The following is a 12,424-nucleotide window of genomic DNA, read 5'->3' as shown; positions in this document are numbered from 1 at the left end:
CTTCTCTGGGGGCATCTCCGCATGAACCGTCGTATTCTCGCCATCGTCGTTGCACTCGCACTCGCCATCGGCGGCGGCTTGCTTGTCATCAGCTACGCCCGCAACGCCGACGCGCGGGCCATCGCGGAAGCGTCACCGGCGCCGGTGTGGGTGTCCCAGCAACCCGTTCCCGCCGGCACGACCCTCAAGGACGCCCAGCGGACCGGTCTCATCGCACAGACCTCCGTCAGCTCCAAGGCCGTGCCGGCCGGAGCGCTCCAGGAGATCAACGCGGACAACAACGCGCTCCTTGCCACGTCTGACATCCCGGCCGGGGAGTACCTCCTCGCCGCTCGCTTCGGCGCGACGCCACAGGGCACCAAGGCGATCGAGGTCCCGTCCGGGATGCTCGCCGTTTCTCTGTCCCTCACGGACCCCGCCCGGGTCGGCAAGTTCGTCACTCCGGGCTCACACATCGCGCTCTACCAGTCGTACAAGATCAAGGACCTCAAGGACACGCCCGAGGCGAAGATCCTCAACGAGAACGACATCCACGGAACGAGCCTGCTGCTGCCGGACGTGCTCGTCATCGCGATGGGTGACGCGCCCCTAGCCGGGCAGGCTGCGGCGCCGCCCGCCGAGGGGCAGCCGGCCACGGCGGCAGGTGCCAGCGGCAACTACCTCGTCACCGTTGCGATCAAGCCGGCCGATGCGCCGGTCCTGATCCACGGCATCAACAACCGCCAGCTCTACGGTGCCCTACGTGGCTCCGACGTGAAGGTCGATCCGAAGCTCGAGGTCACCGACCTCCAGCTACGAGACGCGGTGGCCGGCCCATGACCATCCTGTGGGACTACGACCCGGCCGCGGTCGACACCTACCGCTTCGCGCTCGGCGGTGACGCGGTCCACCTCAACTCGGCGCCCCGCGTCAGCCGCGCCCTCGAGGAGGACCGCAACCAGTCGCTCGTCGTCATCGGTCCCGACATCGACCTCGACTCGGCGTGCGAGCTCGCCGAGCGGGAGCGCATCGACCGGCCCGAGCTCGGCGTCATCCTGCTCCGTCACCGCCTCGACGTGACCGCCCTCGCCCAGGCCCTGCGCAGCGGCGTCCGCGAGGTGGTCCAGGCCGACGACCAGACGGCGCTGGCCGACGCGGTCCGCCGCTCGGTGGCGCTGACCCAGCAGCTGACCGGCCACGGCACCAACGTAGGTGGCCGTGACGGCAAGATCATCACCGTCTTCAGCGCCAAGGGCGGCGTCGGCAAGACGACGATGTCGACGAACCTCGCGGTCTACCTCGCCTCCGTGGGGGCCAAGACCCTGCTCGTCGACCTCGACCTGATGTTCGGCGACGTCGCGATCAGCCTCCAGCTCCAGCCGCACGGCTCGGTGCGCGACGTCGTCGCGATGAGCGGGCACCTCGACGACCAGGGCGTGCAGTCCGTCGTGACTCGTCACGAGGAGAGCGGTCTCGACGTCATCGCGGCGCCTGCCGACCCGGCCGACGCCGACCGCGTCCCGTCACACGTCGTCATCGAGCTGCTCCGCGTCGCCCGCGGACAGTACGACTACGTCATCGTGGACACGCCGCCGTCCTTCACCGAGCACGTACTCGCGGCCTTCGACGTCAGCGACCTCACCATCCTCATCGCGACACTCGACATCCCGGCCGTGAAGAACCTCCGGATCGCGATCAACACGCTCGACACGCTCGGCGCGTCGAGGGAGGCCCGGACCATCGTGCTCAACCGCTCCGACGCCAAGGTGGGGCTCAAGCCCGACGACGTCGAGGCCGCCCTGAAAGCGCCCATCTCGGCCAACGTCCCCAACAGCCTCACGGTGCCGGCGTCGGTCAACCGCGGCGTCGCGCTCGTCCTCGACGACCCGCGCAACCCGGTGTCGCTCGCGATCCGCGACCTCGCCGACCACGAGATCCGACGCCGATTCGGCGAGGACCTGCAGAACGGCGCCAAGCGCAGCTTCGGGCTGTTCGGAGGAAAGAAATGAGCAACCTCGCCGACCGCCTGGAACGGGCCCGTCAGTCCAGCCACATCAACGAGCCGGCACCGACCAACGGCAGCCAGATCCGCATCACCAACGGTGCGGTGCCCGTGCGTCGCCGCGGTGTCGACCCCTTCGCCGGCGTCAAGGAGCGCGTCCACCAGGCGCTCGTGGCGTCGTTGGGCCCTCGTCTCTATGACCCCAACCTCAGCGAGGGCGAGCTCGCCACGCAGGTGCGCACCACGCTGCAGGAGGTCATCGACTCCGAGCAGACCCCGCTCTCGCACGCCGACCGCACCCGCATCGCCCAGGACGTCTCCGACGACATCCTCGGCCACGGCCCCCTCGAGCCCTACCTGCGCGACGCAGAGGTCTCCGAGATCATGGTCAACGGCGCCGAGGACATCTACATCGAGCGCGCGGGCAAGATCTACCCCGTCGACGCGCGCTTCTCCGACGAGACCCACCTGCGCCGCACCATCGACAAGATCGTGGGTCGCGTCGGTCGTCGCGTCGACGAGTCCAGCCCGATGGTCGACGCGCGCCTGCCTGACGGCTCGCGTGTCAACGCGGTCGTGCCGCCGATCGCTCTCGACGGGTCGATGTTGACGATCCGCAAGTTCTCGGCCGACCCGTTCACCGACCGCGACCTCATCTCGTTCGGCACGATGACCGAGAACGTCCGTGACTTCCTCGACGCCTGCGTCAAGGGCCGCCGCAACATCATCATCAGCGGCGGCACTGGCTCGGGCAAGACGACGACGCTCAACGTCATCAGCTCCTTCCTGCCGAACGACGAGCGGATCGTCACGATCGAGGACGCCGCCGAGCTCCAGCTCCAGCAGCAGCACGTGCTGCGCCTCGAGGCCCGACCGGCCAACATCGAGGGCCGCGGACTCGTCTCCATCCGCGAGCTCGTCAAGAACACCCTGCGCATGCGCCCCGACCGCATCATCGTCGGTGAGATCCGAGACGGCGCCGCGCTCGACATGCTCCAAGCCATGAACACCGGCCACGATGGCTCGATCACCACGGTCCACGCCAACACCGCTCGAGACAGCCTCGCGCGTCTCGAGACGATGGTCCTCATGGCCGGTGTCGACCTGCCCGTGCGCGCCATCCGCGAGCAGGTGGCAGGCGCCGTCGACCTCATCGTCCAGCAGTCACGCCTCAAGGACGGCACACGTCGCATCGTCGCGATCTCCGAGGTCGTCGGCATGGAGTCCGACGTCATCACCCTCCAGGACATCTTCACCTTCAACTACGGGGCTGGCCGCGACGAGAACGGTCGATTCCTCGGCAGCCTTGTGCCGACCGGCATCCGTCCGAAGTTCACCGCCGACCTGGCCGATGTCGGTGTCGAGCTGCCTGTCTCACTCTTCGCGCGGTCGGTTCTGTGAGCGGCACGACTCGTCGCCTCGTCACCGCCCTGACCGCCCTCGCGGTCGGACTCGTGGTCCTGCCGGCAGGCGTCGCGCAGGCGGCCGACGTGTCGGTCGGCCTGAGCAGCGTCAAGGCGACCTCGACCAGCTCAGGTTCGACGCTGACCGGCGTCATCACACTGAGCAGCAAGGTCGACGTCCAGGTCGACCCTGCGTCGCTGAAGGTGAAGGTCGACGGTCAGGAGTTCCCGGCCACGGTCAAGCAGGCCGCGAAGCTGGACCGCAAGGCGATGCTCGTCATCGACACCAGTGGCTCCATGGGATCCCAAGGCATGTCGACCGTCCGCAAGGCTGCCGCCACCTACCTCAAGACCGTGCCGGCCGACGTCAAGGTCGGCGTCGCGTCGTTCGCCAACACCGCCGGCGTCGACCTCGCCCCTACGCTCGACCGCGCGGCCGCGCAGCGCGTCATCAACGGCCTCGACTCGCGCGGCGACACCAGCCTGTATGCCGGGATGCAGAGCGCCGCTGCGGTGCTCGGGGGGAGTGGTGACCGCAGCATCGTCCTGCTCAGCGACGGAGCCGACACCACTGCCGACAACAAGGCGCTGGCCCTCAAGAACACCGTCGCCAAGCTCAAGGCCGGCGACATCCGGGTCGACGTCGTGCGCTTCAAGACCAACGACCCGGACGCCACGGGCGCGCTCAAGGCCTTCGCCGACACCAACGGCGGAACCGTCGTCGGGGCCGACAACACGGCTGGTGTCTCGGCAGCGTTCGCCGCATCGGCCCGGGCGCTCAACCGTCAGGTCCAGTTCTCGACCGCGATCCCCAAGTCGCTGTCGGGACTCCACCAGTTCGACGTGTCGGGAGTTGCCGGCACCACCGCTTTCGGGTTCAGCCGTCAGGCCACCTTCGGTGCACCGGTTGCAGCGCCCTCGCCGACACCGTCGGCCACGCCGGGACCTGCCGCCCCTGCTCCCCAGGCCGCGGGCATCGGACCGGTCACCTTCACCGACCGGACGCCCTACATCGCCGGTGGACTGCTTGCCCTTGCCCTGTTCGTCCTGCTGTCGACGTCGCTCATGCCGACGCTCCAGACCAAGCGCGAGCGTCGGATCGCCTCGATCGGCTCCTACGTCGTCGGTGACAGCGTCGCCCTCTCGCGGCAGGAGATCAAGGCAGCCCAGAGCACCATCGCGGCGCAGCTGCTCGACATGGGTGACCGGGTCATGAAGGACCGGAAGTCCACGAGCAAGACGATGGCTCTCATCGAGCGCGCCGACCTGCCCTTCCGTGCCGGTGAGTGGCTCATCCTGCGTGTCGTCGCCGTCATCGTGGGGGTGGCACTCGGAATGGTGCTCGTCGGTAACGCCAAGGTCCTCGGGCTCATCCTCGGTGGGGTCCTCGGACTGATCCTCATGCCCGTCGGTCTGCGTTTTGCTGCTTCGCGCCGGTCGCGGAAGTTCGAGGCCCAGCTGCCACAGATCCTGCTCCTCATCTCCACGAGCCTCCGCAGCGGTTTCGGTCTGCCGCAGGCACTCGATGCGGTCGCCCGTGACGCGGCGGAGCCGGCGGGCAAGGAGTTCAGCCGAGCGCTTGCCGAGACCCGGATCGGCACCGACATCTCCGATGCTCTCGAGCGAGTCGCCACGCGCATGGAGAGCACGTCGATGCACTGGACCGTCATGGCGATCCGCATCCAGCGTGAGGTCGGCGGCAACCTGGCTGAGACACTCCGCACGACGGCCGGCACGCTCCGCGAACGCGAGTCGCTCCAACGACAGGTGTCGACGCTCTCGGCCGAAGGTCGCCTCTCCGCCTACATCCTCATCGCGCTGCCCATCTTCATCTTCATCTACATGACGCGGGTGAACTACGGGTACGTCAGCCTGCTGTGGACGACGACTGTGGGCCTCGTCATGAGCGTGGGCGGGCTGGTCGCGCTCGGTGTCGGCATCCTCTGGATGCGCCAAGTCGTCAAGATCGAGGTGTGACGTGAACCTGAACCCCGTCTACGTCGCTGCAGGCCTCTTCGCCATCGGCGTGCTCGTCGCGGTGCTCAGTCTCGGCGTCAGCAGCGGCGAACCCCGCGGCGTGGCCAAGTCCCTCATGCTCATCGACCAGTCGGTCGACCGACGCGAGGTGGTCACGACCGACCTTGCGGCGAAGGACCGGCTGGTCGCACCGTTCCTCGAGCGCACCAAGGGTCTGGCCCGTGTTCTCTCGCCGGGAGGCACCGACGACCGCTACTCGAAGCTGCTCGACCAGGCCGGCAATCCTGAGGGCTGGACGGTGGAACGCATCCTCGGTCTCAAGGGCGCCGGACTGCTGCTCGGCATCCTCCTCGGCGCGCTCTACGGCAAGTTCCAGATGCCGAATGCCCTCCTCTTCGCCGTGATCGGCGGCGCGGCCCTCTTCTTCCTGCCCGACCTGCTCATCAAGAACGTCGCGCTCCGCCGACAGGAGCAGACGAGCAAGAGCCTCGCCGATGCGCTCGACATGCTCAGCGTCTGCGTCGAGGCCGGACAGGGCTTCGACGCCGCGCTGCTCCAGGTCGCGCGCAACGTCGACGGCCCGATCGCGGGTGAGTTCGCCCGAGTGCTGTCCGAGATCCAGATCGGCAAGTCGCGCGGTGAGGCGTTCTCCTCGATGGGCGAACGCGTCACGCTGCCCGAGGTGAGGAACTTCATCACGGCCCTGGTCCAGGCGGACCGCCTCGGACTTCCCATCGCCGCCGTGCTGCGTGAGCAGACCGTCAACATGCGCCTCGTCCGTCGTCAGAAGGCGGAGGAGAAGGCGCAGAAGGTCACCATCAAGATCCTCTTCCCGCTGATGTTCTGCATCCTGCCGGCCCTCTTCATCGTCATCATCGGCCCCGGTGGCATCCGCATGATGCAGGCCTTCGGGGGCTGACTCCTTCCGTGGCCGTCGTCGCGGACGCGGAGGCCAAGGCCGCGCAGACCCCGGGCACCAGCCCCCCGGCTGCGCGAATCGGTTGGATCATGCCGCCGCTCGTCCTGGCCCTCTACGCCCTGAAGCCGCTCGGTCCGATCAAGGATCCCGACGCCTTCTGGCACATCGTTGCCGGTGAACACCTGCTGGGGACAGGGCAGTTCGTTCTCGAGGACCCGCTCGGTGCAGCGACGGAGAAGATCTGGATCCTTAACCAGTGGCTGCCCGAGGTGCTCATGCACTGGGCGCACACGGCATACGGCCTCCCCGGAGTGGCGTGGCTGCTCTGCCTGACGTCGTTACTCGTCGGGCTCTCGGTGTATGCCGCCTGCCGACGCCGGTCGTCGGCGTTGGTCACGGCACTCGTGCTCGCGGTCGCCTTCGTCGCCCTGAGCGGCAGCCTGTCGCCGCGGCCCCAGCTCGTGACGTTCGCGCTCGCTGCAATCACGACCAGCACGTGGCTGCTGACGCGCGAGGACGGGCGCGCCCGCTGGTGGCTCGTGCCGCTCACGTGGCTCTGGGCGTGCAGCCACGGAATGTGGTTCGTCGGTCCGGTCATCGGTGGCGTCGTCGTCGTCGGCATGCTCCTCGAGCGACGGGTGACGCTGCGCCACGCGGCTCGTCTGGCCGTGGTGCCTGCGCTCTCCGTTGCCGTCGCGGCTCTGACACCCGTGGGGCCGCGACTGTTCAGCTCGCCCTTCCAGGTGAGCGGCGTGACCGCGATGATCAGCGAGTGGCAGCCGCCGGGCCTGACGGATCCGGGCCTGGTCGCGGCGCTCCTGCTCGTCGCTGTGGTGGTCGTCGACCAGGTGGTGCGTGGCCGTGGTGAGTGGACCGTCGCGCTCCTCACGGTCCTAGCCCTCGCGCTCGCCGTCACGTGGTCGCGGACGACGGGGCTCGCCGCGGTCGTGCTGGCGCCGCTGGCGGCCCTGGCGATTCAGCGACTGACCCGGCAGCAGGTCTCAGGCGTGCCACGGCGCGAGCGGGTGGCGGTCCTGGTGTCGGGGGCCGTCAGCCTCGTGCTGGCCGGTGCGCTCGCCCCCGCGGCCGCGGCATCTCCCGGGATCGGGCCGAACGGGCTCGACGCCGCGCTCGCCCGACTGCCGGCCGGCACCGTCGTGTGCAACGACCAGGCGGACGGTGGATGGCTCATGCTCCAGCACCCCGGCTTGCGCGCGACGATGGACACGCGCGTCGAGCTCTACAGCGTGGAGCGCATCAGGGCCTACCTCGGATTCATCGCAGCCGAGCCCGGGTGGCAGTCCTATCCCGAGCAGGTTGGATGCACGTATGCCGCCCTCCCGGCCGACGCCGCGGTCGTCTCCGCGATGCGCGCCACCGGTGTCTGGCAGCTGGTCGAGCAGGCCGGCGGCTACGCGTTGCTGAGGTCTCGGGGATGATGGGCGACGGTCGGGCTGACCTCCACGGAGACGAGGACGTCGTCCCTGCGGCGGAGGAGGCGGATCCGAGCCGCGGTGCCGGTGCCGGGGAGCGACCGCTCGCGGACGTGGGCCGGACGGCCCTGTGGATCGCCCTCCTGCCGACCTTGTGGATCCTCTTCGGCAGTCGTCTGGCGTCGTTCGGCACGGACTCGGCCCACGCGTACTGGAACGTCTGGAGGGTCGGCCCCTACACGCTGCCTCCAGGGTCTCCGGACGCCTTCAACTACACCCCGGCCTTCGCACAGGTCATCTACCCGTTGACGCTCGTGCCGTGGCCCGTATTCCTCACGGTGTGGTCGGTGCTGCTCGGATCGGCCCTGGTCTGGCTCCTGTGGCCGCTGTCGCCACGGTGGCGCTGGCTCGTGCTGGCCTACGTCGCGCCGCCTGCCCTGCTCATCGGCAACATCGAGGCGTTCCTCGCCCTAGCCGCTGTGATCGGCATGCGGCATCCGGCTGCCTGGGCGTTCCCTTTGCTGACGAAGGTGACCCCGGGGCTGGGGCCGGTGTGGTTCGCCGCCCGGCGCGAGTGGCGCCAGGCAGCAGCTGCCGTGCTCGGTACCGCTGCCGTGGTCGCGGTGTCCTTCGCCATCTCGCCCGAGCTCTGGCGGCAGTGGTGGGACTTCATCGTCGACGCGCCGACGCCCCCCACGCAGGCGGGCTACCCGCCACTCGCCCTGCGGCTGGGTGTCGCGGTCGTCGTGGTCGTGTGGGCAGCCCTGAGAGGTCGGCGAGGGGCCATCGCGGTGGCGATGGTGCTCGCCATGCCGCTGTGGTCGAGCGGCATCCTGGTCCTGCTGACGGCTCTCCCGAGACTGCGATCCGGCGATTCGACGGCCGGCCGTCGGAAGGACTGACAGTCCGTTTTGACATGGCTTGTCTGCATTTGAATTGGCTTTGACCCCAGTCGTTTTCGCGTTTCCGTGAGGGCTCGGTGGCGGTCGGGCACTCTTGCCCCATGGCACCGAGGGGGAGCGTCGAGACGGCTCCCGTCGGCTTGCGTCTGGACGACCGCGACAACGCGCTCAACGCCATCCGCCTGCTGCTCGCGGTCTTCGTCGTCGTCGACCACTCCTACAAGGCCGCCACCGGTGTGCCCGGTCCCTGGGCCCACATGGGCGACTTCGCGGTCGAGGGCTTCTTTGCGATCTCCGGCTACCTCATCGCCGGCAGCCGGGGTCGGATGGCGATGCGGCCCTTCCTCTGGCGCAGGGGCCTGAGGCTCATGCCCGCCTACTGGGCCCTCCTGCTCTTCACCGCGTTCGTCGTCGCGCCGCTGTCGACCTTGCTGACGCGCAGCACCTATGACTGGGCGAGTGGCGCCGGCTACGTGGTGCACAACTCGTTGCTCTTCACGACGCAGATGGGCATCGGCGGCACGCCCAGTGGAGTCCCCTACTCCGGCCTCTGGAACGCTTCGACGTGGAGCCTCCCCTTCGAGGCGGCCGCCTACGTCATGTTCGGGCTGCTTCTCGCCATGCCGGGCTTCGGCCGGCGCGCGGCAGCAGCCGTGTGCGCAGCGCTGACGGTCGCCTCCGTCGTTGTGAGCGCGGCCGGTGGTGGACCTGGTGTCTCCCTCGATCTGACCCGCCTCTGGACGTTCTTCGCGGCGGGGGTGTTGCTCTGGTTCCTCCGTGAGCGGCTACCAATGTCCAAGGTGGCCGGTGCAGCAGCCGGGGGCGTCGTGGTAGCGACACTCCTCCTCGACCGATCCCTCTACCTCGCGATCGCCCCGGTGCCGGTGACGTTCCTCCTACTGTGGCTCGGCGCCCGACTGCCCGTCAGGATCGGCGCACGGAACGACATCTCGTACGGCGTCTACCTCTTCGCGTTCCCGCTCCAGCAGCTGATGGCCGTCGGCAGGGTGCCGGAGGCCGTCGGACTTGAATGGTTCGCCGTGATCTCGGTCGCCGTGACGGTACCCGTCGCCTGGGCGTCCTGGCTGATCGTCGAACGGCCGTCGATGGGCCTTCGACGACTGGTGCCCGTCACCCCGACCATCGTGCAGCCTCCCGTCGGTCGGGCGCCTCGAGCCGCGGCCCTCTAGCTGTCGCCGGGCGCGATCGTGTCGCGTCAGCACGTGCCCCGAACGTAGATCTGACTGACCCCAACGGTGTCGACGAGGCAGAAGTTCGCCTTCACGATCTCGTTGGCGTCCTGCACGCCCGGCGTGACGTTGGGATACTCCGAGTCGGTGGCCTCGCGGGGCGTGTCACGAAGCACGAGTGCGTCGGCCGACAGGATGTCCTGAACCAGCGGCGAGCCCGCACGCTCCGAGGCGCCGGGCGCCAGCTCGAGATAGAAGAACGGTGACCGGTACTCGGGCAAGAGGTAGTAGAGCTCGTTGTCGTTCACGCCCGGGCGGCTCATGTCCTGCGATCCCATGAACACCTTGCTGCCCGGTTTCACGTGGCTGCGAAGGGTGGCCATGACCTGGCTCAGGCGTTGCCGGCTGTCAGGCGTGACGGGAAGGGCTCGGCCGGCCGACTCCAGTGTGCTCCACGGCAGCTGGTAGATCAAGAGTGAGCCGACAGCTACTGAGACGCCCACGGCGGTGGCCGCGGCTACGAGTCTCAGGGGCGTGAGGGTCCTGGCGACGAGGCCGGCGTCAAGCCTGCTGATCAGGGTCGCCGCCGTCATGGGCAGGATCACGCAGGCCGCATAGATGGTGTGGTAGACATCCGTCCGCTGGAGAGCCTGAGGCATCAAGAGGGTTCCGAGGATCGCAGTCGAGAGGAACAGCGGTCGCTGCGTCGCTGACGAATGGGAGCACCAGAACTGCACGCCGATCCCCAAGACGCTCAAGCCGAGCAGGATCCAGACCTTCGCGTCGACGTTGGTCAGTGACGTCTGTCCGTTGACCGAGAGGCGACTGGCGATGGCGTTGGCGAAGACGCTGATACCGGCCGTGGCAAGGTGTGCAGCCACCGGGATCGCCCCGACGGCGAGGCCGACGACGTAGGCCAGCTTGCGATGAGTGGCAACGCACAAAGGAACAGCGGCAAGCCAGAGGATGGCCATCTCGGGACGCCAGAACGGGATCAGTCCGGCAAGCGCTCCCGCGATGACAGCGACTGCGGGACGTCTGGAGTTCGCAAGCAGGGCCAGTGAACCAACGGCGAGAGCCAAGCCTCCGAACCACGCATACGCGGCCGGAGCGAACCACAAGAAGCAGACGGCACACGTCAGACCAGCCGCTGTAGCGGGTACTCGACCCAAGGGCCGAGCCAGCACGAAGAGGCCCAGGGCGATGAGCAGGTGGTAGGCAATGCCGACACATCGCTCGACCGTGATCGAGGGTCCGAAGACGGCGAAGACGCCCTGAACGACGCGGTTGCCGCCCGGCCCGTAGGGGCTGAAGAAGTCCCGATGGATCACCAGTCCCTCGGACAACTTCAGCGGATACAGGACGAGACCCACCTCGTCAGGCCCCAACGGGAGTCGGAGCGTGGCGAGTGCAGGAAGGATGACGAATGCGGCGACCGCGGATGCGGCAAGGGCCGTACGTTTCGTCACGACGTGGAAGCCACTCGCCTGGGCTGCGACGAGATTCCCGACTTCACGCTCCCGAAGGTACACCGCACTTGCGCACACGTAGGGAGGGCTGACCAGAGGTTCCTCGTGTCGCGGACGGTCTCTCCAAGCCGCGTTCTGTGGCCATGCACGTCGCCACGCTCTCGGTCAGCTCAGCTGTCGTCCTGTTGCGCCGCCCACCACGCCGCCGCCGCGGCCCGGCCGCGACGGCCTGACTGCTCGTAGACGGAGCTGAGGTGCTTGCGCACCGTGCGCTCGGTGATCCCGAGGCGACGGGCGATGCGCTGGTTGGTCCAGCCCGCGGCGGCAAGGGTCAGCACCTCGGCCTCGCGGCAGGTGGGCCGGTAGTCGGCGCACAGTGCGGCAGCGGTGGCGAGCCTCGGTGCCGCGGACGGGAGCGCCGGTGGCTCCTCGCCCCGGAGCACTGCCACGGTGTCATCGAGGGTGGCCCTGAAGGTCAACGCTGCCACGAGAGGGCGCTGGATCATCTCCAGCAGGTGCAGGTCCTCCGTGCCGAAGTCGTCGTGGCCGCGATGCGCGCCCAGGAACACGACGTCCGTCGCCGAGCTGTGCAGCATGACCGCCACCGGATACCGCCCGCCGACGTGGCCGTGCATCCGCTCGTAGACCTCCGTGTGCCAGAAGTCCCGGATGGGGACGAGATCGCTCACCCGAACCGCCCCGGAGGTCGACAGCACGGGGATCGCCGGGTGCTGGTCGGCCACCTCGGCCGCGAGGCGGCCCATCTCGGCCGTGATCGGGGCTGAACCAGCCACCGCGACCGACACCTCGACGCCCTGTCCGGTCCGGCGCAGGCGCGTGACTCCCACACCAGCGTCGGCCCTGAGCACGTCGACGACCTCGGGCAGCCATGGTGCCAAAGGCTCTCCGCGCGCTGCGGCGACGGCAACGTCGCGCGCCGTACGGGCCGCCGCGAGCTGTCTTGTTTCCGGCACGGTCCCTCCTCCAAGGAGCCGGGTCCCCTGGCCGCCTCCGTCCGAAGCCTTGCGAAGAGTCGACCGCTGTGACCGTCAAGGTGTCCGAAGAGACACCTCGACCCATGATCGCGTCGGCCCTCAGAATGGCACGAACAGGGATGACTGGGGACGAGTTCGTGGCGATCTCGGTCGGT

The 12,424-nt window shown here is 68.6% G+C and carries 10 protein-coding genes; 8 read left to right on the top strand and 2 right to left on the bottom strand.

All coding sequences use genetic code 11. The features are described from left to right. The first annotated feature begins 21 nt into the window (after positions 1 to 21). The 8 genes from ASD90_RS19895 to ASD90_RS19860 all read left to right on the top strand — a co-directional run bounded on the left by ASD90_RS19895 (position 22) and on the right by ASD90_RS19860 (position 9,805). Positions 22 to 819 carry a Flp pilus assembly protein CpaB gene (locus ASD90_RS19895; RefSeq protein ID WP_056760212.1) on the top strand — a complete coding sequence of 266 codons (798 nt, stop codon included), beginning with the start codon at positions 22 to 24 and terminating at the stop codon, positions 817 to 819. Beyond that, on the top strand, positions 816 to 1,988 hold the full coding sequence (locus ASD90_RS19890) for an AAA family ATPase (RefSeq protein ID WP_056760210.1): 1,173 nt from the start codon (positions 816 to 818) through the stop codon (positions 1,986 to 1,988). Before ASD90_RS19895 ends, ASD90_RS19890 begins: the two co-directional genes overlap by 4 nt. Beyond that, a complete protein-coding gene (locus tag ASD90_RS19885) occupies positions 1,985 to 3,382 on the top strand; it encodes a CpaF family protein (RefSeq protein WP_056760208.1) in 1,398 nt (465 codons plus the stop codon). The genes ASD90_RS19890 and ASD90_RS19885 overlap by 4 nt, the downstream gene beginning before the upstream one ends. Further along, positions 3,379 to 5,361, top strand: a complete 1,983-nt coding sequence (locus ASD90_RS19880) for a type II secretion system F family protein (RefSeq protein WP_056760206.1) — start codon at positions 3,379 to 3,381, stop codon at positions 5,359 to 5,361. Before ASD90_RS19885 ends, ASD90_RS19880 begins: the two co-directional genes overlap by 4 nt. 1 nt (position 5,362) lies before the next feature. Next, positions 5,363 to 6,280: a type II secretion system F family protein gene (locus ASD90_RS19875; protein ID WP_056760204.1), complete on the top strand. Its 918-nt coding sequence runs from the start codon at positions 5,363 to 5,365 to the stop codon at positions 6,278 to 6,280. An 8-nt stretch (positions 6,281 to 6,288) separates the two neighbouring features. Next, positions 6,289 to 7,719, top strand: coding sequence for a hypothetical protein (locus ASD90_RS23850; protein ID WP_056760202.1), 1,431 nt, complete (start codon positions 6,289 to 6,291; stop codon positions 7,717 to 7,719). Continuing rightward, complete coding sequence (locus tag ASD90_RS19865) at positions 7,716 to 8,615, top strand: glycosyltransferase 87 family protein (RefSeq protein ID WP_162260227.1); 900 nt, start codon at positions 7,716 to 7,718, stop codon at positions 8,613 to 8,615. Before ASD90_RS23850 ends, ASD90_RS19865 begins: the two co-directional genes overlap by 4 nt. 101 nt (positions 8,616 to 8,716) lie before the next feature. Further along, positions 8,717 to 9,805 carry an acyltransferase gene (locus ASD90_RS19860; protein ID WP_056760198.1) on the top strand — a complete coding sequence of 363 codons (1,089 nt, stop codon included), beginning with the start codon at positions 8,717 to 8,719 and terminating at the stop codon, positions 9,803 to 9,805. A 26-nt stretch (positions 9,806 to 9,831) separates the two neighbouring features. Here ASD90_RS19860 and ASD90_RS19855 read toward each other — a convergent pair whose 3' ends face one another. Continuing rightward, positions 9,832 to 11,337 carry a hypothetical protein gene (locus tag ASD90_RS19855; protein WP_056760196.1) on the bottom strand — a complete coding sequence of 502 codons (1,506 nt, stop codon included), beginning with the start codon at positions 11,335 to 11,337 and terminating at the stop codon, positions 9,832 to 9,834. Between the two features lie 107 nt (positions 11,338 to 11,444). Further along, on the bottom strand, positions 11,445 to 12,248 hold the full coding sequence (locus tag ASD90_RS19850) for a LuxR C-terminal-related transcriptional regulator (protein ID WP_200958660.1): 804 nt from the start codon (positions 12,246 to 12,248) through the stop codon (positions 11,445 to 11,447). Positions 12,249 to 12,424 lie beyond the last annotated feature (176 nt).

Origin of the sequence: Terrabacter sp. Root181 (genome assembly GCF_001428505.1) — a bacterium.
Lineage (GTDB): Bacteria > Actinomycetota > Actinomycetes > Actinomycetales > Dermatophilaceae > Terrabacter.
This window is presented reverse-complemented; position numbering and strand designations above follow the sequence as displayed.

Excerpts from the sequence above, each read along its gene's own strand:
- ASD90_RS19895 (WP_056760212.1), top strand. The coding sequence starts at position 22 with ATGAACCGTCGTATTCTCGCCATCGTCGTTGCACTCGCACTCGCCATC.
- ASD90_RS19890 (WP_056760210.1), top strand. The coding sequence starts at position 816 with ATGACCATCCTGTGGGACTACGACCCGGCCGCGGTCGACACCTACCGC.
- ASD90_RS19865 (WP_162260227.1), top strand. The coding sequence starts at position 7,716 with ATGATGGGCGACGGTCGGGCTGACCTCCACGGAGACGAGGACGTCGTC.
- ASD90_RS19885 (WP_056760208.1), top strand. The coding sequence starts at position 1,985 with ATGAGCAACCTCGCCGACCGCCTGGAACGGGCCCGTCAGTCCAGCCAC.
- ASD90_RS19860 (WP_056760198.1), top strand. The coding sequence starts at position 8,717 with ATGGCACCGAGGGGGAGCGTCGAGACGGCTCCCGTCGGCTTGCGTCTG.